Consider the following 21,742-nt stretch of genomic DNA (forward strand, 5'->3'; position numbering starts at 1 on the left):
AACAAGCGCATGCTGTGGCCTGTGGCGCGATTCTGATAACGGATGGTGATTCCCTCGATGGACTTCAAAGACTATTACAAGATTCTCGGTGTGGAGCCGACCGCAGACGACAAGGCGATCAAGGCCGCCTATCGCAAGCTGGCGCGCAAATACCACCCCGACGTCAGCAAGGAAAAGGATGCCGAGTCCAGGTTCAAGGATGCCTCGGAAGCCTATGAAGCGCTGAAAAGCGCCGACAAACGTGCCGAATATGATGACTTGCGTCGCTATGGCCAGCACGGCCAACCGTTCCAGGGACCTCCGGGCTGGCAGAGCCGTGGTGGCTTCGGTGGCGGTGGCCAGGACACGGGCGATTTCTCGGACTTCTTCAGTTCGATCTTCGGTAACCGTGGGCCAGGTTTTGGTGGTGGTGGACAGTCGCGTCGCAGCACCGGACGTCGAGGGCAGGACGTGGAAATGGAACTTGGGGTCTTTCTCGAAGAAACGCTGTCGACCGAGTCGAAGAAGGTGACCTTCCAGGTACCTCAGTACAACGCGGCCGGCCAGCATGTGAGCAACACCAGCAAAAGCCTGAACGTGAAGATTCCGGCCGGTGTCAGCGACGGTGAGCGCATTCGCCTCAAGGGGCAGGGTGCTCCGGGCGTGGGTGGCGGGGCCAATGGCGACCTGTACCTGACGATCCGTTTTGCGCCGCACCCGAAGTTCGACGTCGAAGGCGAGAACCTGATCATCACCTTGCCACTGGCACCGTGGGAGCTGGCGCTGGGCGCCGAAGTCGCCGTGCCGACCCTGACCGGCAAGATCAACCTCAAGGTCCCGGCCGGCAGCCAGAACGGCCAGCGCATGCGCGCCAAGGGCCATGGCCTGATGAACAAGGCCGGTGAGCGCGGTTACCTGTTCGTGCAGTTGAAGGCTGTGATGCCGAAGAAATCCGACGATGACATCAAGGCCCTGTGGCAGGAGCTGGCGAAAAAAGCCGCGTTCGACCCGCGAGAGCATTTCTGATCCCTTGGAACCGAGGAGTCACTGACTATGAGCAGTCCCCTGATCGTTCAACTGGACATGGCCGAATTCTGTGAGGCGACCGAGTTGTCGGACGTCTACGTGATCGAAATCGTCGAGCACGGCATCCTCGAACCTCAGGGCGCTCAGCCCAAGGACTGGGTTTTCAACGACTACGAGTTGACCCTGGCCAAGCGCGCCGCCAAGCTGCGGCGCGATCTGGACCTGGAATGGGAAGGCGTCGCCCTGGCGTTGGACCTGCTTGAAGAAGTCCAGCAATTGCGGGCCGAGAACCGCATGCTCAAGCAGCGATTGGGGCGGTTGGTGGTCGAATGATTTCCAACTAAGGACAAACACTGATTTTGTGGCGAGGGGGCTTGTCGGACCGCCGCACCGCCCCGTTGGGTTGCGAAGCAGCCCCAAAAGCCAATCACGGCCAATTGCCTGACACACTGCATTCGCCGATTCTGCGACCGCTTCGCGCTCGAACGGGGGCAAGCCCCCTCGCCACAAAAGCATCAGACCTTTCTGGGCAACACCACGGTAAACGTCGTGCCATCAAGCTCATGGGAGCTGACTTCAATCGTCCCCTCATGGGCGTCGACCACTTCCTTGACGATAAACAACCCCAACCCAAGGCTGGTAGTAGGCTCGCCGAGCTCTTCACAGGCGCTGCGCACCAGCGGGTCGAAAATGGTCGGGATCGCATCGGAGGGGATCGGGTCTCCGTCGTTGTGCACTGTCAGTCGGACACTGTCGGTCTCACCCTTGAGAGTCAACTTCACCTCGCGTTTGCTTGAACCATGCTGCAAGGCATTGCCGATCAGGTTCTGCAGCATCTGATCGAGCCGGCGCTGGTCCCAGGTGCCACGTGTGTCACCCTGTACATCCAGGGTCGGTTCGCATTCCGGTTGACCGGCACTGGCCCGGGCAATCGCTTCGCGCGCCGCTTCGGCCAGGTCCATGGGCGCCGGCTCGATCGGCAGACGCTTGCCCAGGCGGCTGCGCACCAGTTCCAGCAAGTCCCCGACCATCACCGCCAGGTGCCCGGTACTGCGCTGGATATTGACCGCGCACTTGAGCGCATCACCATCGAGCACGGCTTTGCGCAGCAGTAGTTCGGTGGACATGCTCACCGCCTGCAGGGGCGCGCGCAGGTCGTGGCCGAGGATCGCCAGAAAAATGTCCCGAGAGCGATTGACCTGCTCGGCATAAGTGGCCGTGGACTCCGCCAGGGCTTCGTCGATGGCTTCGTTGAAGCGGATCATGTCCTGGAAGTAGGCCAGGTCAGGCGATTGCAGGCTGTTGACCCACAGGCGGATGACGCAGGCGCGCAAGTGACGGAACTCACTGGTCATTTGCACCAGATCAAAACCCACGGTATGGCGCAGTGCGCCGTGGCTGGCACCGGCCTCGTCGAGGCTGGGGGTTTTCTCCGGTCCTTCGCCGCGCGACTTGGCCGCCTGTTCGGCAGGTGTCTGGGGCTTGCACATGTCCCGCGCCGAGGCCAGCAGGATCGACCGGGCATGGTCGCGCAAGGCAGCGCTGTCCATGGTTTCGGCGGCCGGGGTGATGGTTATGGCGAACTGCTCCCACTCATCGACGATGCGATCAACATGTAACACGATGAATTCGGAAAGACGCATGGCGGTTACCTGAGCAAATCGGGGACAGCGATTCGAATAGTAGTCCCTTTGCCGGAAAAAACACGACCGCTCATGCAGCGGCATAACCGCAGGCATTTCTGGTGGTACATATCTATCGATGGCTCCTTGATTTTCGAACCTTGCGGGCCTTTTTTCAGCCTTGGCCCAACAGTAATTTGGACTTTTGTTTCAGGCGCGGGTGGATAAGTCTGTTAGCTCCAACCCAGCCATCAAGGTGAAAAAACAGTGTCTGATTTGCATGGAAGCAACTCGCTGGAAACGCCCGCCCCAAACAACGGCGTTCATTACGAGCGTGTACTGGGCGTCATACCCGGCGCGATAAAAACGGCCTCGATAGCGAGGTTGAAAACCCTCGAAACACTAAGGCCCGAGATCCCCGAGTGGTACAGCGCTGCACGGGAAATCGACCGTCAATACCTGAAGGAGTTGATTGAAGAGCAGGGACGCTTGCAAGGCACTCTGGACAAGACCCTGGGCAACTTGCAACACGACATCAATGCCTTCGCCAAACCGCTGCTCAGTGCGTCGATGCAGGCGAACTTCAATACTGTGGAGAACTTCGACGCACTCAGCGTGCAACTTGAAGTACCCAGTAAAATTGCCTTTGTCATTGATACCGGGGCCAGTCGCGTTCGACAGTCCACGTTGCTGGAAGCGGCGTTGCACAATTTCGAGGAGGCAGAAACTACCGAAGACGCCTGGCGCAGCAGCTCCGGTATCTATCGCAAGGATGAGCGCGGCAGCCTCGCGCTTGAGCCCGCGATTTCCTTGCCCAGGTTTGCATCGATGTGCCGCAGCCTCGACATTGGCGGACAGTACCAGCGGCATATCAAATCCATCCTGCTGCCGACCACAGCAGAAGCGCGACGCGCCTTGCAGGACGAGTCGGTGGCCAGTGAAAAAGCCGCTTTCCAGGTGGCGTCACTGGTCGCCCGATTGAAAGGCGATATCAGCGACCATGCCTACGGCAAACTCGGGCAGATACGCGAAAGCCAGGCCGATACCACGCTGTACGACCGGCCGCTGCATGGTCATCGATTGTCGCTGATGGGCTTTCGTTTGACGGGCATCGTGCTGTTCAGTGCCGTCAGCGATCCGTCGCAGATCAAGCAGGCGATCGATGCCTTGACCCCCGACTCAGTGAAGTTCTGGAGCGAATGGTCGCAGCGCCTCTCGATATTGCCTGGTGCGGAGTACGAGCGGTTCAAATTGCTGCAGGCGTTTTTCGCCAATGGGCCGCAGGGGCTCAACGATGAGCTTTTGCGCCGCGACGACATCTACCATCAGAGTCGTTTGTCCGGCCACGTGATCGCCTATGTACCGGATGATCCGCAACATCCGCTCAAGGAATACCCTTCGCTGGCCGCGTTCATGAAAACCCTGATCGGTCAGCTGCGAGACACGCAATACCAGGCGTTTTTCAGCCGGTTCGTGGCGCAAAAGGACAAGGGGCTGTTTTTCAGCCGGGTCAACGAACGTCTGAAGACGTTTACCTGGCAGCAACGCGAGCCATTGGACATGGGGCCATGGTGGCGTGAAACGGCGGTCGAGAATCCCGATGCAGAACCCGTTACCAATCAGATCACGGGCGACCTGTGGGTGACATTGTTCGTTGAACGCCGCGACAAGGCCATCGTCGATGCCCGACGCATCGCGGTGCCGACCGGCGACGAGGACGCCAGCGCCCGCTTCAAGCGCCTGACCAGTTACCTGAACATTGGCTGGAACCTGTTCAATTTCGCCGCGATGCTGGTGCCCGGTCTGGGCGAAGCGATGCTGGGCATCATGATTGCGCAGATGCTCGCCGAGGTTGCCGAAGGCATCGAAGACTGGAGCAAAGGCGACAAGGAAGAGGCCTCTGCCTATTTCAATGGCGTGCTGATCAACTTTGCGCAGTTGGCGCTCATGGGCGCCGGTCACGGGTTGCCAGGCGGCCAGCTGACGCCGATCAAGGTCTCGCCCTTTGTCGAAGGGCTCAAGCCTGTGGAGGTCGCCGGCAAGCAGCGTTTGTGGAATCCGGACCTGACGTCATATCAACAATCGGTCACCTTGCCCAGGGATGGCGTCGTCGGTGAAAAAGGCTTGTACCGGCACCAGGATCAGGACCTGCTGCATCTCGACGACAAATGCTACGAAGTCAAACAGGACCCGAACACTGGCCAGCATCGCCTGCAACACCCCTCGCGAGCCGATGCCTATCAGCCCTTGCTGGAGCACAACGGCACCGGCCTGTGGAAAACTGAACTCGATCAACCGCTGGAATGGGATCGGCGTCAATTGCTCCAGCGTCTGGGCGCCTCGGTGGATGGGTTCAGCGATGAAACACTGGAGCAGATCCTGACCGTCAGTGGCGTTAACGAAAATGCGTTGCGCCGGCTCCACGTGGAGCACGAAACCCCACCCGCGCTGCTGACCGATACCCTCAAGCGCTTCAAGGCGTACGCCGACGCCGAAGCTTGCGCAGAGCAGATCCTGGCCGACCGGGTCGGCCAGGAGTGGGCCGATCTTGCCGTGCGCTTCATGACAGAGTTGCCGGGCTGGCCCGAGGGCAAGGCCATCGAAGTGTTCCAGGGGCCGGGCCTGTCGGGGGCGGCGTTCAAGGAGGGCTATGCTGGCGCGTTGCCCGCCGATACCTTGCAGATGACCTGGCAGGATTTGCTCGCCGGTGCGCTGCCTGCACGTGTGGTCGGGTTCCTGGATGAACAGGCCCTTCGCGAGATGCTGGGGCAGTGGTTTTCCGGAGACAAAACGGCGCGCACCAAGGCCTTGCGCGATCGCCTGGCCGAGCAGGCGCGGGGCAGCAAAAGGCGTTTGTTCGACAAGTTGTACGAGCGTCGGGAGCGTGCAGACGATCCCCGTGTGAGCTTGCTCAAGGGGCACGAGTCGTCGCTTTCGACCAGTGTGGCGCAAGCGCTTGTGGAACACGCACACCCCTCGGACCTGCAACATTGGGCCGAGAAACAGCGCGTGCCCTTGAGGTTGTCCCAACAGGCCTGGGAAGCGGCGGACCAGCTGCGAGTGGCGCGAGCGTATGAAGGCCTGTACCTCGGCGAACTGCACAACACCGACTCCGAGCGCCTGGAGCTGCACTCACTGGCAGCCCTGCCGGGCTGGCCCTCGGACCTGCGCCTGGAAATCCGTGAACGTTCTTTTTCAGGGACGCTGCTAGACAGCCTCGGCCCGCAGGACGCGCCCATCCGCAGAGTGTTGATCCAGAGTTCGGATCTCCGATATGAAGCACGGGACGCGGACGATCAACACCTGCACGGGTTGGACAATCTGTATGCCGCCGTGCTGCACGCATTGCCCGACTCCCAGCGTGTCGCCCTGGGTTTTGAAATTCATGACGCGGCAGGCCTTGAGCAGGCAGTAAAGACAAAGCCACTGGATCGAGCTGTGCTCGAGCCGATCCTGCACGACAACCCGGTGCTCAAACCGTCCTACGACCCGACCGTCATGCGCTTGCGCGGCGGCATGCCGGGTTATGCGCAACAGGTCCCGCGCGGCATGGGGTTGCGCCGGCGGGCTCGCTCGCTGTATCCGGCCTTCACCCCGGAGGAAATCGAAACGCTGTTGACCGGGTTCAGCCAGAACGGTGGTTCGGTCCATGAAGGCCTGGCCGCGCTGGAGGCCGAGCTCAATCAGTTGAACCGCGCCATGCAACGCTGGATGAACTCGCCGACCGAGTCCTTTCGTTTTAGTCCGGCGGGCGTGGCGCAGTGGCATGCGCGAAACAACATCTACAAAGCGCTCAGGCAATGCTGGCAGCGCACCGGGCCGGAGGGCATCGAGGCTTCCGGCATCGTGCGGCCCCAAGCGTTGAAACTGGACAATATTCCCAAGTTGAGCCAGCTGCTTGAAACCCTGCCGAGCCTCGAGGCCAACTTCGATCATGTCACCAGCCTGAGCCTGCGCGGTGGGCAGTTGCGTTCCGGGCACATGTCGTTCCTCGACTCGTTCCATCAGGTGCGCTACCTCAATCTGCAAGACAATCTGCTGACGGCCGTTCCGCAAGCGCTGAAGGACATGCGTCATCTCACCGACCTGTTCCTCAACGACAACCGCATTGAGATGGATGTGCTGGCGGTGGATCGCCTGAAGAATCTGACACGCTTGAGGTCGTTGGGGCTGCGCGGCAACCCGCTGAAGCTCATTCCTGATGTCAGCCGGATGCCGCATTTGCAGGTGCTGATGCTGAGTGACGCCGGTCTGGACAGTTGGCCTGTCGGACTGTTTTCCCAATCGCGGCCTCGCAGTATTTTCATTGATCTGAGCCGCAATCCGATCAGCCGGATACCGGAAGTCGCACCCGGATCGTTTCGCGCCGAGTTGCTGGCGCGCACGGTGATCAGTCGGGGGCCGCACTGGATCTCGCCGGAAAACCTCGACACCCTCAAGTTTTACATCGAGTCGGTCGGCATGGACCCGGACCGCCCTTACCCACCCCGTGGCCTGCTAGACAGCTCGGAATGGGCGGCGGGCATGACCGAGCGGCAATGGCAGGAAAAACAGGAAGTCTGGAACGCGGTCGAGGATGAATTCGATTCGGTGCCGTTTTTCAACGAAGTCCGCAAACTCACCCAATCCGCCGACTTCAAGGCCGGCGATACCTATCAGACGGAACTGACGGCCAAGGTCTGGCGCATGCTTGAGGCCATGGCCAGCGACACTGAACTGCGCATCAAGTTGTTCAACGAAGCCGCAACCCCCACCGAATGCGTGGATGGCGGGACGCAACTGTTCAATGCCATGGGCGTGCAGGTGATGGTTCACGAGGCCTACGCCCTCGTGCGCGCGGATCTGATCGAGACGCAATTGCTTGAGCTGGCCCTGGGTAAATCCCGGCTCGATGAACTCGGCGCCATCGCCCGTCACCGGGTGTCTGAGCGATTGGCGAAGGGAGAACAGTTCCGTCGGACCGGTGCCGATGGCGAAGTGACCGGCACTATCGATGAAGTGGAAGTACACCTGGCCTACATGACCGATCTGGCGCAGCGCCTGGATTTGCCGTGGCAGGCACGGGGCATGCAGTTTCGCAGCATCGCCGAGGTCAGCAAAGAGATGATCGAGGCAGCGCTCCAGCGGATCAAGGCGCTGGAGGAGGGTGATCTGCTGATCGACCGGGTCTTTGAGCAACCGCTCTGGAAGTCCTGGCTGGAGTCGACTTACCGCGAGGAATTGAATGGCTTGAAACGCCGGATCGACGCCACCACCGATTTGCAGGATGCGTTGCAGCGCAGGGCTGAAGGTACGTGGCTCACCACCGAGGAAAAGGCTGCAGTGGAGTTGGAAATCAAGGGGCTGTGCAGCGAATTGGACAAACCTGAAACTGACTTTGCGGATGGCCGGCTGATGACTGAAGAGGCGTATGGTCAAGCCTTGAATGACATCGACCGACAGATCACGCAGCAGCTGAAAAACCTGACCCGAGAAGCGATGACGCGGGCCAGGCTGGACCGGCTGCGGATTGGGGCCGATCAATAATCACGGAAAAAACAAAGGCCTCGACACCCTGGGTGCGAGGCCTTTGTGTGGGGTGCAACAAACGGCTCAGAACAGGAAGTAACGCTGGGCCATCGGCAAGGTTTGCGCTGGCTCACACCATAGCAACACACCGTCGGCCTTGACCTGATAGGTCTGCGGATCGACGTCGATGTTCGGCAGGTAGTCGTTGTGGATCAGGTCGGTTTTCTGCACGTCGCGACAGCCTTTGACCACCGCGATTTTCTTTTTCAAACCCAGGGCTTCGGGCAAGCCTGCATCCTGCGCCGCCTGGCTGATGAAGGTCAGGCTGGTGGCGTGCAGCGAACCTCCGTAGCTGGCGAACATCGGGCGGTAGTGCACCGGTTGTGGCGTCGGGATCGAGGCATTGGCGTCGCCCATCAGGCTGGCCGCGATGGCACCACCCTTGAGAATCAGCGTCGGTTTCACGCCAAAAAACGCCGGGCGCCAGAGCACCAGGTCGGCCCATTTACCCACTTCGACCGAGCCCACTTCATGGCTGATGCCGTGGGTGATCGCCGGGTTGATGGTGTACTTGGCGATGTAGCGTTTGGCGCGGAAGTTGTCGTTGCCTGCACCGTCGCCGGGTAGCGGCCCGCGTTGTCTTTTCATCTTGTCGGCAGTCTGCCAGGTGCGGGTGATGACTTCGCCGACCCGCCCCATGGCCTGGCTGTCTGAGCTGATCATCGAGAACGCACCGAGGTCGTGGAGGATGTCTTCGGCGGCAATCGTCTCGCGGCGGATTCGGCTTTCGGCGAAGGCCACATCCTCGGCAATGCTCGGGTCAAGGTGATGGCAGACCATCAGCATGTCGAGGTGTTCATCAATAGTGTTGCGGGTGAACGGCCGGGTCGGGTTGGTGGAGCTGGGCAGCACGTTGGCAAGACCGCAGGCCTTGATGATGTCCGGCGCGTGACCGCCACCGGCACCTTCGGTGTGATAGGTGTGAATGGTGCGGCCCTTGAAGGCGGCGAGGGTGGCTTCGACGAAACCGGACTCGTTGAGGGTGTCGGTGTGGATCGCCACCTGCACGTCGAACCGGTCGGCCACGCTCAGGCAGTTGTCGATACTCGCCGGCGTGGTGCCCCAGTCCTCATGCAACTTGAGGCCGATGGCGCCGGCCTTGACCTGTTCGATTAACGGCTCGGGCAGGCTGGCGTTACCTTTGCCGGTGAGGCCGATGTTCATCGGGAAGGCATCGGCGGCCTGGAGCATGCGCGCCAGGTGCCACGGCCCGGAGGTGCATGTGGTCGCATTGGTGCCGGTGGCCGGTCCGGTGCCGCCACCGATCATGGTGGTGACGCCGCTCATCAATGCCTCTTCGATCTGCTGCGGGCAAATGAAGTGGATATGGGTGTCGATGCCACCGGCGGTGAGGATCATGCCTTCACCAGCGATGACTTCGGTGCTGGCGCCAATGGCGATGGTCACGTTCGGTTGCACGTCCGGATTGCCCGCCTTGCCTATGCCGGCGACCCGTCCGTCCTTGAGGCCGATGTCAGCTTTGACGATGCCCCAGTGATCGATGATCAGTGCGTTGGTAATCACCGTGTCGACCACTTCGGCGGCGAGCAGATGGCTTTGGCCCTGGCCGTCGCGGATGACTTTGCCGCCGCCAAATTTCACTTCTTCGCCGTAGGTGGTGAAGTCCTGTTCCACTTCGATCCACAACTCGGTGTCGGCCAAGCGCACCTTGTCGCCGACGGTGGGACCGAACATGTCGGCGTAGGCTTGACGGGAAATCTTCATGTGTTCGCCTTGAGATTCAATTGAATTTGAAATCGTTCGCTGCGCTCACATCGCGAGCAAGCTCGCTCCCACAGTTGATCGCGTTCCCCTGTGGGAGCGAGCTTGTTCGCGATGGGGGCGGTACTGACAACGCATTAATCAGAGATCGCCCATGATCCGCCCGGCAAACCCGAACACCCGACGATGCCCCGCCAGATCGACCAGTTCGACCTGGCGACTCTGCCCCGGCTCGAAACGCACGGCGGTGCCGGCGGGGATGTTCAGGCGCATGCCGCGGCTGGCGGCGCGGTCGAAGTTCAGGGCGTCATTGGTTTCGAAAAAGTGGTAATGCGAACCGACCTGGATCGGCCGGTCACCGCTGTTGGCCACCGTCAGGCTGATCGTGCGGCGGCCGACGTTAAGTTCGATGTCGCCGGGCTGGATCTGGTATTCACCGGGAATCATCAATGGGCTCCTTGGAGAATCTTGTAGAAGAAGGCAGTGGGCTTGTAGCGGCCGCTCGGGTCGCAGGCGTAATCGGGAATTTCCCCGGCGCGGGTGTAACCCAGGGCTTTGTAGAAATCTTCGGCGGGCGAGCCGGCTTCAGTATCGAGGAAGAGCATGCCGCGCTTGTGTTGCAGGGCGGCCTGTTCCAGCGCACTCATCAACTGTTGGCCTAGACCACGCCGCCGGGCATGCTCGCGCACCAGCAGTTTCTGCACTTCGGCGCGGTTCAAACCGTTGGCTTTGCGGCACAACCCCAATTGCACGCTGGCTTGCACCTGTTCGTCCTTGACCACCACCCACAGCAACACATTGCCCTTGATCAGATTGTCCTGAACCTCATCGAAATAGGCGTGTGCCTGCGTCGCATCGAGATCGGCCATGAAGCCGACGCTGGCGCCATAGCCGACGGCGTCGAGTAGCAGATCAATCAGGCCCTGACGGTAGTGCGCGAAACTTTCTACATTGACGCGTCGCAGTTGGGCGGGGTTCATGGGCAATCACTCCTTGTTGGCGGCAGGTGGCTGTGCGCCAGGATTGAGGGTCAGTTGCATGAAGGTCAGGTCCAGCCAGCGACCGAACTTGGTGCCCACCTGTGGCATCTGCCCGGTGGTAATAAAACCGATGCGCTCATGCAGGCGAATCGAGGCGGCGTTGCCACTTTCGATGGCGGCGACCATCACGTGCTTGCCGCAGCCTTTGGCGCGCTCGATCAGTGCTTTCATCAGTTGCGGACCGAGGCCGTTGCCGCGCTGGTCGCTGCGCACGTAGACCGAGTGCTCGACGGTGTGGCGGAAGCCGTCGAACGGGCGCCAGTCGCCGAACGAGGCGTACCCGAGCACTGTGTCGTCGGCATCGACAATCACCAGAATCGGATAAGCCTGGGATTGCCGGGCGCTGAACCAGGCCTGGCGGTTGCCGAGGTCGACCGCCTGCTCGTTCCAGATCGCCGTGGTGTTGAGTACCGCGTCGTTGTAAATGTCACGGATGGCTGGCAGGTCGGCATGCACGGCATCGCGGATGTGGTAGGTCATGGCGCGGCCTCAGGCGATGGGTTGGTGGACGGTGACCAGTTTGGTGCCGTCGGGGAACGTGGCCTCGACCTGGATTTCCGGGATCATTTCCGGGATGCCTTCCATCACTTGTTCGCGGCTCAGCAGGGTGGTGCCCAGGTGCATCAGGTCGGCCACGGTCTGGCCATCGCGGGCGCCTTCAAGCAGCGCGGCGGAAATGTAGGCCATGGCCTCCGGGTAATTGAGTTTCACGCCGCGAGCCAAACGCCGCTCGGCCACCAGGCCGGCGGTGAAGATCAGCAACTTGTCTTTTTCGCGTGGGGTCAGGTCCATCGTAGACATCCATCCGGGCAGATTAAAAAGAGTGGGATCTGCTTGCACAGAACCCCTGTAGGAGCGAGCCTGCTCGCGATGGCGTCGGCACATTCAACATAAATGGCGCCTGATACACCGCTATCGCGAGCAGGCTCGCTCCTACAGAAAAGCAATTCAGGTGTTCCATATTCTGGGTGGCAAGGCTTCACGGCCAAGCAAGACTGGACGCAACAACTTCCAGAGTTCAATCAACCACCCTCGCGCCAACAGCGCCTCACTGGCCAGGCATCGGGCAACCAACAACCCCGGCAACTGCGTCAGATCCCCGCGCACGTCATGGCTCAGCGAGCGGCAGCGCTCCAGCAGTTCGCTATCAATTTCACCCGTCACCAGCAATGTCGCAAACACCGGTTGCCCATCCAGCCCAATCGGCGAATCGAGCAAACCGTCCGCCCCGACAATGCGCTGGCGTTCGTGCCAGAGCAACTGGCCGTCGCGGCGGATATCCAGTTGCGCCTGGAAGTGCCCAAGGTCGAAGCGTTCGCCACTGGCCGGACGGCCCAGGGCCACGACGTCCCAGTAGAACAAACGGGCATCGCCTTCAAGGTCAATCCCGGTGCTGAGTTCAGCCTGCGCCGCACTGAAAATGATCGTCTCCTGGGGCAACCATTCCAGTGTCGCACCGGCCGCCACCTTCAACTTCAGCTGCTGATAGGCGGGGCCGGCGGCGCGATACCACTTGGCCGCGCCGGGGCTGGTGATTTGTGCCCAGGCATCACGCTCGACGCTGGCCGAAATGTCCAGTCGATCACCGCCGGCAATTCCGCCAGGGGGGTGGACGATGATGTGCTGGCAGACTTCAGGCCCTTCGGCGTACAGGTGCTTTTGCACCCGCAGCGGGCCTTTGTGTCGACGCTGGACCGGGCGGGTGGTGTTGTCGAATCGGGCGTAGCCCAGTTCCAGTTCGGCATGCCAACTGGGGGTAAACAAAACGCCGGATGCAGGAAGAGTCATGGTCAGTGCTTATCGAGAGGTCCTCAGGAGGGTTGCAAAGGCTGTGCCGCAGGGCATCACTGGAAGGAGAGCGCCGTTGAACGTCGCCGCGCACCAGTTGGGGGCGCGGCATGGAAGATGGTGCGACAAAATAGTGCTTCGAGCCCGCTGTGGACAGAAGCTCAGATCGTGACCAGCCCGCGCACCCCTTCAGCTTCCATATTCTCGCCGCGACCCTGTTGCACGATTTCGCCCCGGGACATCACCAGGTATTGATCGGCCAGTTCGGCGGCGAAATCGTAGAACTGCTCGACCAGTAGAATAGCCATGTCGCCCCGGGCCGCGAGTTTTTTGATCACGGCACCGATCTCCTTGATCACCGAGGGTTGGATGCCTTCGGTGGGCTCATCGAGGATCAGCAGGCGAGGGCGGCTGGCCAGTGCACGGCCGATGGCCAGTTGTTGTTGCTGGCCTCCGGACAGGTCACCCCCTCGGCGTTGTTTCATTTGCAGCAGTACCGGGAACAGCTCATATATGAACGCCGGGACTTCTTTCGCCTCGCTGCCGGGAAACCGCGACAGGCCCATCAGCAGGTTCTCTTCCACGGTGAGGCGGCCGAAGATCTCCCGGCCCTGTGGCACGTAGGCGATGCCGGCATGCACACGCTGGTGTGGCTTGAACGTGGTGATCGGCTTGCCTTCCCAGTTCACGGAGCCTTCCTTCGCTGGCAGCAGACCCATCAGGCATTTGAGCAGGGTGGTCTTGCCCACGCCATTTCGGCCGAGCAGGCAGGTGACTTCGCCGACCTTCACGTCAAACGTCAGGCCGCGCAGGATGTGGCTTCCGCCGTAGTACTGGTGCAGCTTTTCGACTTGCAGCATTTCCAGATTCTCCTCAGATCCCCTGTGGGAGCGAGCTTGCTCGCGATGGCGTCGGCACACTCAATATTGTTGTTGACTGATACACCGCTATCGCGAGCAAGCTCGCTCCCCCAGTTGGATAGGTGTTTGCAGGTTTAGCGACCGAGATACACCTCGATCACCCGCTCGTTGTCCTGCACCTGCTCCAGCGACCCTTCGGCCAGCACGCTGCCCTGATGCAACACCGTGACGTGGTCGGCAATCGAGCCGACGAAGCCCATGTCGTGTTCCACCACCATCAGCGAGTGCTTGCCGGCCAGGCTCTTGAACAGCTCGGCGGTGAATTCGGTTTCGGCGTCGGTCATGCCCGCGACCGGTTCGTCGAGCAGCAGCAATTGCGGGTCCTGCATCAGCAGCATGCCGATCTCCAGGAATTGTTTCTGGCCGTGGGACAACAGGCCGGCCGGGCGATTGACCGACGAGGTCAGGCGAATGGTGTCCAGCACTTGGGCGATGCGGTCTTTCTGCTCGCCGCTCAAGCGCGCCCGCAGGCTGGCCCAAACGGATTTGTCGGTTTTCTGCGCCAGCTCAAGGTTTTCAAACACGCTCAAGGCTTCGAACACCGTGGGCTTCTGGAACTTGCGGCCGATACCGGCCTGGGCGATCTGCACTTCGCTCATTTGCGTCAGGTCCAGGGTTTCGCCGAACCAGGCCTTGCCGTGACTGGGGCGGGTCTTGCCGGTGATCACGTCCATCAGGGTGGTCTTGCCCGCGCCGTTGGGGCCGATGATGCAGCGCAGTTCGCCGACGCCGATGTACAGGTTCAGATTGTTCAACGCGCGGAAGCCATCGAAGCTGACGCTGATGTCTTCCAGGGTCAGGATGGTGCCGTGGCGCGTGTTCAGCCCTTTGCCGGCACGTTGGCCGAGGCCGATGGCATCGCGGCTGCTGCCGGCGTCGCGGTTGGGTTCCAGTGGCGGAAAGAACGCCGGTTCGAGCATGAATTCAGCCGTTGCAGTGACTCTCATGATTCACCTCTTTTTTTCAGCAGACCGATCACGCCCTTGGGCAGGTACAGGGTCACGACGATGAACAGCGCACCAAGGAAGAACAGCCAGTATTCGGGGAATGCCACGGTGAACCAGCTCTTCATGCCGTTGACCACACCGGCACCGAGCAACGGACCGATCAAGGTGCCGCGACCGCCAAGGGCCACCCATACCGCGGCTTCGATAGAGTTGGTCGGCGACATCTCACTCGGGTTGATGATCCCCACTTGCGGCACGTACAGCGCGCCGGCCAGGCCACACAACACCGCGCTCAATACCCAGACAAACAACTTGAAGCCGCGCGGGTCGTAGCCGCAGAACATCAGGCGGTTTTCTGCATCGCGCAGCGCAGTCAGTACCCGTCCGAATTTGCTTTGCGCCAGGCGCCAGCCGATAAACAGGCTCGCCACCAGCAACAGCACCGTGGCGAAAAACAGCACTGCGCGGGTGCCTGGCTCGGTGATGCCGAAGCCGAGAATCGTGCGGAAGTTGGTGAAGCCGTTGTTGCCGCCGAAGCCGGTTTCGTTGCGGAAAAACAGCAGCATCCCGGCGAAGGTCAGGGCCTGGGTCATGATCGAGAAATACACACCCTTGATCCGCGAGCGGAAGGCAAAGAAGCCGAACACCAAGGCCAGCAACCCCGGCGCCAAAACCACCAGGCACAGGGTCCAGAGGAAGCTGCTGGTACCGGTCCAGAACCACGGCATTTCGGTCCACGACAGGAACGTCATGAAGGCCGGCAAGCCATCGCCCGAGGCCTGGCGCATCAGGTACATGCCCATGGCATAGCCGCCGAGGGCGAAGAACAGGCCGTGCCCCAAGGACAGCAGGCCGGCGTAACCCCACACCAGGTCCAGCGCCAGTGCGACGATGGCGTAGCAAAGAATCTTGCCCACCAGGGTCAGCGTATAGGCTGAAACATGCAGTGTGCTGTCCACCGGTAACAACGACAGGAGCGGCAGCGCCAACAGTAGAGCGAGGATCACTGCACCGACGGCAATCGAGGCTTTAGGGCCGGCTTTTTGGGTCGCGGTAACGAGCAGGGGCTGGTTCATCAGTCGATCACCCGTCCTTTGAGTGCGAAGAGGCCTTGCGGACGTTTCTGGATGAACAGAATGATCAGCGCGAGGATGAGGATCTTGCCGAGTACGGCACCGATCTGCGGTTCGAGAATCTTGTTGGCGATCCCCAGGCCAAACGCCGCCAGCACGCTACCGGCCAACTGACCGACACCGCCGAGCACCACCACCAGGAACGAGTCGATGATGTAGCTTTGGCCGAGGTCCGGGCCGACGTTGCCGATCTGGCTCAACGCCACACCGCCAAGGCCGGCGATGCCCGAGCCGAGGCCGAAGGCGAGCATGTCCACGCGTCCGGTGGGCACGCCGCAGCAGGCAGCCATGTTGCGGTTCTGGGTGACGGCGCGCACGTTCAGGCCCAGGCGAGTCTTGTTCAGCAGCAGCCAGGTCAGCACCACCACAAACAGCGCAAAGGCAATGATGACGATGCGGTTGTACGGCAGCACCAGGTTCGGCAGCACTTGAATACCGCCCGACAGCCACGCGGGGTTGGCCACTTCGACGTTCTGCGCGCCGAACACCAGACGAACCAGTTGAATCAGCATGAGGCTGATGCCCCAGGTGGCGAGCAGGGTTTCCAGTGGGCGGCCATAGAGGTGGCGAATCACCGTGCGCTCCAGCGCCATGCCGATGGCCGCGGTGACGAAAAACGCCACCGGTAGCGCCATCAGCGGATAGAACTCGATGGCCTGCGGGGCGAAGCGCTGGAACATCAGTTGCACCACGTAGGTCGAGTAGGCACCGAGCATCAGCATCTCGCCGTGGGCCATGTTGATCACACCGAGCAGGCCGAAGGTGATCGCCAGACCCAATGCCGCGAGCAGCAGAATCGAGCCCAGGGACATACCGCTGAATGCCTGGCCGAGCATCTCGCCGACCAGCAGTTTGCGTTTGACTTGAGCGAGGCTGGTTTCGGCCGCAGTGCGTACGGTGGCATCGGCTTCAACGCCAGGCTCGAGCAAGCCTTCGAGACGGGTGCGGGCCAGCGGGTCACCGGTTTCACCGAGCAGGCGGACGGCTGCGAGGCGCACGGCCGGGTCGCTGTCGACCAATTGCAGGTTGGCCAGGGCGAGACTCAGGGCACTGTGGACGCCTTCGTCCTTTTCGCCCGCCAGTTGCTGGTCGAGGAATTTCAACTGCGCCGGTTTGGCACTTTTCTGTAGTTGCTGCGCAGCGGCCAGACGCAATTTGGCGTCGGCGGCGAGCAGTTGGTGGCTGGCCAGGGCGGTGTCGATCAAGCCCCGCAAGCGATTGTTCAGGCGCAAGGTTTTCGACTGGCCGTCGACGGTCAATTCGCCTTGTTGCAGGGCGTTGATCAATTCGATGCGGGCCGGATCGGGCTGCGCGGCCCAGGCTTCCAGCAGCCTGGCTTGCTGCACGGGATTGGCGGCGACGAAGTCTTCGGCGTCGCCAGCGTGAGTGGCCATCGGCAGCAAGAGTGCAATGGCGAAAATGATGCGGTAAAGGGCGGTGGGCATAGAGAGTCGCCTTGACGCGGAACATTGTGGGAGCGAGCTTGCTCGCGATAGCGGTGGCCCAGTCAAAGAGATGTCGAATGTGCCGACCTCATCGCGAGCAAGCTCGCTCCCACAGGGAGTTGTGTCGGCCTCAGGCACTGAGCCTGGCGCCGACATCCAGTGGCTTAGTTGCTCTTCATCGCGTAGTCCGGTTTCTTGTCGTTACCCGGAATGAACGGGCTCCACGGCTGGGCGCGGATCGGGCCTTCGGTCTGCCACACCACATTGAACTGACCGTCGGCCTGGATCTCGCCGATCATCACCGGCTTGTGCAGGTGGTGGTTGGTCTTGTCCATGGTCAGGGTGTATCCGGACGGCGCGGCAAAGGTCTGGCCGCCCAGGGCTTCGCGAACTTTGTCGACGTCGGTGGACTTGGCTTTTTCAGCCGCTTGCGCCCACATGTGGATGCCGACGTAGGTGGCTTCCATCGGATCGTTGGTCACCGCTTTGTCGGCGCCCGGCAGGTTGTGTTTCTTCGCGTAGGCTTTCCAGTCGGCGACGAATTTCTTGTTCGCCGGGTTCTCAACCGACTCGAAGTAGTTCCACGCCGCGAGGTTGCCCACCAATGGCTTGGTGTCGATGCCACGTAGTTCTTCTTCGCCCACCGAGAACGCCACGACCGGCACGTCGGTAGCCTTCAGGCCCTGGTTGGCCAGTTCTTTATAGAACGGCACGTTGGAGTCGCCGTTGACGGTGGAGATGACCGCCGTCTTGCCGCCTGCCGAGAACTTCTTGATGTTGGCGACGATGGTCTGGTAGTCGCTGTGACCGAACGGGGTGTAGACCTCTTCGATGTCCTTGTCGGCCACGCCTTTGGAGTGCAGGAACGAACGCAGGATCTTGTTGGTGGTTCGCGGGTAGACGTAGTCGGTGCCGAGCAGGAAGTAGCGCTTGGCGCTGCCACCTTCTTCGCTCATCAGGTATTCAACGGCAGGGATCGCCTGCTGGTTCGGCGCAGCGCCGGTGTAGAAGACGTTCGGCGACATCTCTTCGCCTTCGTATTGCACCGGGTAGAACAGCAAGCCGTTGAGTTCTTCGAACACCGGCAGTACCGATTTACGCGATACGGAAGTCCAGCAACCAAACACCACGGCGACCTTGTCCTGGGTCAGCAATTGACGACCCTTCTCGGCGAACAGCGGCCAGTTCGAGGCAGGGTCGACCACCACCGGCTCGAGCATCTTGCCGTTCACGCCGCCCTTGGCGTTGATCTCGTCGATGGTCATCAGCGCCATGTCTTTCAACGACGTTTCGGAGATCGCCATGGTTCCGGACAACGAATGCAGAATACCGACCTTGATGGTCTCGGCGGCCTGGACAGTCCAGGTCATGCCCATCGCGGCAATGGATGCCGAGAGTGTGAAAGCCTTGATCAAACTGCGACGCTTCATTGTGCGATCTCCATGAACTTATGAGTTTTCTTGGTTGGCAGATGCGGACTACTGAAGGTGTGTTTTGCAAGGGCTGTGCCCGGTCGGCAAAGGCAGGGAAATGTCGGTTTAGAGCGGTCGTGCGGTTTGATGGCGCACCATGAAGGATCGCGACAGGCGTGTTGGTGCGAAGAGGTGCGCCAGATTGGAGCGCAGATCTTGTGGGCAACCCCAATCAACTGTGGGAGCGAGCTTGCTCGCGATAGCGGTGGGTCAGACACCGTCATGTTGGATGTGCCGCCGCCATCGCGAGCAAGCTCGCTCCCACAGGGATCAGCGACGGCGCATCAGGCCGATGAAGAACAGTCCGCCAATCGCGGCGGTAGCGACGCCAATGGGAAGATCTTCAGGAGCAATCATGGTCCGGGCGGCGACGTCGACCCAAACCAGAAACACGCTGCCAAGCAACGCGCACACCGGCAGCAACCGTCGGTGTTCAGCCCCGACCAGGCGCCGCGCAATATGCGGCACCATCAACCCGACAAAACCAATCGAGCCGCTGATCGACACCAGCACTCCGGTCATCAACGAGGCAATCAAAAACACCCGCAGGCGCACGGTGCGTGCATTCAGGCCCAGGGTCACCGCCGTCTGTTCACCGGCCATCAGTGCATTCAGCGGTCGCGCCATACCCAGCAGCAACATCAGCCCGAACAACACACTGGCTGTCGGTACCGCCAGCAATTCCCAGCGTGCCAACCCGAGCCCGCCGAGCATCCAGAACATCACCGCCGAACTGGCTCGATGGTCGCCCATGAACAGCAGCAAATTGGCAATCGCCATCATCACGAACGACACCGCCACGCCGCACAGCAGCAAGCGGTCACTGTCCAGGCGCCCATGACGACTTGCAATCATCAGCACCACCAGCATGCTCAGCAATGCCCCGATGAATGCCGCGATCGGCAAGGTCAGCAGGCCAACGATTTCACCGACATGCAGCACCACGATCACCGCGCCAAGTGTGGCACCGGAAGTCACGCCGAGCAGGTGCGGGTCAGCCAACGGGTTGCGCGTGACTGCTTGCAGCACCGCGCCGATCAACGCCAGGCCCGCGCCCACCAGCGCGCCGAGCAGCATGCGCGGGACGCGGATCAGCCAGACGATATGTTCCTGTCCGGGGTTCCAGTCCACCACACCGAAACCGAACAGTTTATGCAACAGGATGCGCCACACCACATCCAGCGGCACCCGCGCCGGGCCGAAACCCAGGGACACCACGCACGACACCAGTAACAGGGCACCGAGTGCGATCAGCATCAGGGCGTAGCGACGGTTGGTCATTCGCCGTGGAAACCCTTGGCCAGGGTTGCGACCGCCAGCACGTTATCGATCCCCGGCGTGGCCTGCACGTAAGGGATGACGATGAAGCGCTGGTGCCTGATCGCGTCCACCGATTGCAGGGCCTTGTTGCTCAGCAGGAATTGAATCTTCTGATCGGCAGTGACTTCGCTGTAGTCGACGATCACGATCACCTGCGGGTTGCGCTCGACCACGGTTTCCCAATTGACCCGGGTCCAGCTTGCGTCGACATCCTCCAGAACATTGCGCCCGCCAGCGGCGTCGATCAGCGCTTGCGGCATACCCAGGCTTCCTGAGGTCATGGCGCGATCTTCGCCGCTGTCGTACAGGAAGACCCGCGGTTTTTCCGCGGGCAGGTCTTTGCCAATGTCTGCCACTTGCGCCTGCATGTGGGTGATCAGGGCATTGGCGCGGTCCTGCACGTCAAAGATTCTGCCGAGGTTGCGCAGGTCGTTGTAGGTGTCTTCGAGGCTGGCCGGCGGGCGCTTCATCACGAAGGCGCAAGACTCGCTCAACTCATACACATTGATGCCCAGTGGTTGCAGGGTTTGCGGCGTGAGATCGCCGCCGATACGCATGCCGTAGTCCCAGCCGGCGAAGAAGAAATCGACGTTGGCATTGAGCAGGGTTTCCACCGACGGGTACTTGGCCGCCAGTTCCGGCAGGCCTTCGAGAATGCCCTGCATCTCGGGCGTCACGGCCTTCCAGCCACTGATGCCGCTGTAACCGGCCATCCGTGGTTTGAGGCCGAGGGCGAGCATCATCTGGGTCATGTTGATGTCGTGGCTGAGCGCGTGTTTTGGTGCCTGCTTGAAGGTCACTTCGCGGTTGCAGCTTTTGATTGTCAGCGGGTAACGGGTGGCTTCGGCCAATGCCTGGACGCTGCCCAGCAGCATCACGAGAGAGAGGCAGGAGCGCAGCAGGGAACGCAAAGTCATGGTTGGGTTATCCAGGTGATTCGTGGGTAGCCGTGCAGTGGATGTTCATCGATCAGTGCTTGGACGCCGAACACATTGCGCAGCAGCGCAGCGGTCAGGACTTCTTTCGGCGTGCCGCTGGCGACGATACGACCATGGTTGATCACGTACAGTCGATCACAAAAAGCCGCCGCCAGATTGAGGTCGTGGATGCTCGCCAGGGTGCCGATATTCAAGCGCTTGACCAACTTCAAAAGCTCAAGCTGAAAATGCGGGTCGAGGTGGTTGGTCGGCTCGTCAAGGATCAGCAGTTGTGGTTGCTGGGCCAGGGCGCGGGCGAGGATGACCCGCTGTTTTTCACCACCGGAGAGAGTGGCGAACCCGTGGTCTTCGAAGCCCTTGAGGCCGACGGATTCCAGGGCCTGATTGACCAGGTCGCGGTCTTCAAGGGTGTCGCCATCGAACAAGCCTTTGTGCGGCGTGCGGCCCATGGCGACCACCTCCTCGACGGTCAGGCCGAAGGCATCAGGGAACTCCTGCAACACCACGGCGATGCGTTGCGCGCACCAGCGCGAGGAGTGCTTCCAGACGTTCTGGTGATCGAGTCTGACCTCGCCGCTTTCCGGTTGATTGAAGCGCCAGGCACACCGCAACAGGCTGGTCTTGCCACTGCCGTTGGGGCCGATCAGCCCGACGAACTCACCGGCGGCCACGTGTAGCGAGGCGTCACGCAGCTGGAATTGGTGGTGGCAATGGCCGTGACCCAGTGGGGACCAGGTAAGGTTTGTCAGATTCAGCGAGGTCATGCAGTGACTCTTGAGGTGATGCTGATGGCCCCTTCGCGGGCAAGCTCGCTCCCACAGG

Annotated in this window: 18 protein-coding genes; 3 read left to right on the forward strand and 15 right to left on the reverse strand. The window is 61.1% G+C overall.

Features of this window, described 5'->3' with window-relative positions:
* Positions 1-57 precede the first annotated feature (57 nt).
* Complete coding sequence (locus PSJE_RS22470; protein ID WP_057712200.1) at positions 58-1,005, forward strand: DnaJ C-terminal domain-containing protein; 948 nt, start codon at positions 58-60, stop codon at positions 1,003-1,005.
* Between the two features lie 27 nt (positions 1,006-1,032).
* Positions 1,033-1,338, forward strand: a complete 306-nt coding sequence (locus PSJE_RS22475) for a chaperone modulator CbpM (protein ID WP_057712199.1) — start codon at positions 1,033-1,035, stop codon at positions 1,336-1,338.
* Between the two features lie 182 nt (positions 1,339-1,520).
* Here the strand turns inward: PSJE_RS22475 and PSJE_RS22480 are convergent, their stop codons facing one another.
* On the reverse strand, positions 1,521-2,648 hold the full coding sequence (locus tag PSJE_RS22480; protein ID WP_090452869.1) for a sensor histidine kinase: 1,128 nt from the start codon (positions 2,646-2,648) through the stop codon (positions 1,521-1,523).
* Between the two features lie 246 nt (positions 2,649-2,894).
* On the opposite strand from PSJE_RS22480, the gene PSJE_RS22485 reads away from it, so the two are divergent.
* Positions 2,895-8,153, forward strand: a complete 5,259-nt coding sequence (locus PSJE_RS22485; RefSeq protein ID WP_090452870.1) for an NEL-type E3 ubiquitin ligase domain-containing protein — start codon at positions 2,895-2,897, stop codon at positions 8,151-8,153.
* A gap of 66 nt (positions 8,154-8,219) precedes the next feature.
* On the opposite strand, the gene ureC is transcribed toward PSJE_RS22485, so the two are convergent.
* The 14 genes from ureC to PSJE_RS22555 all read right to left on the reverse strand — a co-directional run bounded on the left by ureC (position 8,220) and on the right by PSJE_RS22555 (position 21,684).
* On the reverse strand, positions 8,220-9,920 hold the full coding sequence (gene ureC, locus PSJE_RS22490) for an urease subunit alpha (RefSeq protein WP_090452872.1): 1,701 nt from the start codon (positions 9,918-9,920) through the stop codon (positions 8,220-8,222).
* 138 nt (positions 9,921-10,058) lie between these two features.
* Positions 10,059-10,364: an urease subunit beta gene (locus tag PSJE_RS22495; protein WP_057712195.1), complete on the reverse strand. Its 306-nt coding sequence runs from the start codon at positions 10,362-10,364 to the stop codon at positions 10,059-10,061.
* Entirely contained in the window at positions 10,364-10,897 is a 534-nt protein-coding gene (locus PSJE_RS22500) for a GNAT family N-acetyltransferase (RefSeq protein WP_090452874.1), read from the reverse strand. The genes PSJE_RS22495 and PSJE_RS22500 overlap by 1 nt, the downstream gene beginning before the upstream one ends.
* Before the next feature lie 6 nt (positions 10,898-10,903).
* Positions 10,904-11,437: a GNAT family N-acetyltransferase gene (locus tag PSJE_RS22505; RefSeq protein ID WP_090452876.1), complete on the reverse strand. Its 534-nt coding sequence runs from the start codon at positions 11,435-11,437 to the stop codon at positions 10,904-10,906.
* Between the two features lie 9 nt (positions 11,438-11,446).
* Positions 11,447-11,749, reverse strand: a complete 303-nt coding sequence (locus PSJE_RS22510) for an urease subunit gamma (RefSeq protein ID WP_057712192.1) — start codon at positions 11,747-11,749, stop codon at positions 11,447-11,449.
* A gap of 156 nt (positions 11,750-11,905) precedes the next feature.
* Positions 11,906-12,745: an urease accessory protein UreD gene (locus PSJE_RS22515; protein ID WP_090452878.1), complete on the reverse strand. Its 840-nt coding sequence runs from the start codon at positions 12,743-12,745 to the stop codon at positions 11,906-11,908.
* Positions 12,746-12,906: 161 nt separating this feature from the next.
* The gene (gene urtE / locus PSJE_RS22520) at positions 12,907-13,605 is read right to left on the reverse strand and encodes an urea ABC transporter ATP-binding subunit UrtE (RefSeq protein WP_090452880.1); all 699 of its coding nucleotides are present in this window, start codon (positions 13,603-13,605) and stop codon (positions 12,907-12,909) included.
* A 134-nt stretch (positions 13,606-13,739) separates the two neighbouring features.
* Positions 13,740-14,612: an urea ABC transporter ATP-binding protein UrtD gene (urtD, locus tag PSJE_RS22525; RefSeq protein WP_057712189.1), complete on the reverse strand. Its 873-nt coding sequence runs from the start codon at positions 14,610-14,612 to the stop codon at positions 13,740-13,742.
* Positions 14,609-15,688, reverse strand: a complete 1,080-nt coding sequence (urtC, locus tag PSJE_RS22530) for an urea ABC transporter permease subunit UrtC (RefSeq protein WP_090452882.1) — start codon at positions 15,686-15,688, stop codon at positions 14,609-14,611. Before urtC ends, urtD begins: the two co-directional genes overlap by 4 nt.
* Positions 15,688-17,190, reverse strand: a complete 1,503-nt coding sequence (gene urtB, locus PSJE_RS22535; protein WP_090452884.1) for an urea ABC transporter permease subunit UrtB — start codon at positions 17,188-17,190, stop codon at positions 15,688-15,690. The genes urtC and urtB overlap by 1 nt, the downstream gene beginning before the upstream one ends.
* Positions 17,191-17,354: 164 nt before the next feature.
* Positions 17,355-18,620 carry an urea ABC transporter substrate-binding protein gene (gene urtA / locus PSJE_RS22540; protein ID WP_057712186.1) on the reverse strand — a complete coding sequence of 422 codons (1,266 nt, stop codon included), beginning with the start codon at positions 18,618-18,620 and terminating at the stop codon, positions 17,355-17,357.
* Positions 18,621-18,932: 312 nt separating this feature from the next.
* Positions 18,933-19,943, reverse strand: coding sequence for a FecCD family ABC transporter permease (locus tag PSJE_RS22545; protein ID WP_090452885.1), 1,011 nt, complete (start codon positions 19,941-19,943; stop codon positions 18,933-18,935).
* A complete protein-coding gene (locus PSJE_RS22550) occupies positions 19,940-20,899 on the reverse strand; it encodes an ABC transporter substrate-binding protein (protein ID WP_090452887.1) in 960 nt (319 codons plus the stop codon). The genes PSJE_RS22545 and PSJE_RS22550 overlap by 4 nt, the downstream gene beginning before the upstream one ends.
* Complete coding sequence (locus tag PSJE_RS22555; RefSeq protein ID WP_090452889.1) at positions 20,896-21,684, reverse strand: ABC transporter ATP-binding protein; 789 nt, start codon at positions 21,682-21,684, stop codon at positions 20,896-20,898. The genes PSJE_RS22550 and PSJE_RS22555 overlap by 4 nt, the downstream gene beginning before the upstream one ends.
* Between the last annotated feature and the right edge of the window lie 58 nt (positions 21,685-21,742).

The sequence above is a fragment of the Pseudomonas jessenii genome (assembly GCF_002236115.1).
Classification (GTDB): Bacteria; Pseudomonadota; Gammaproteobacteria; order Pseudomonadales; family Pseudomonadaceae; genus Aquipseudomonas; species Aquipseudomonas jessenii.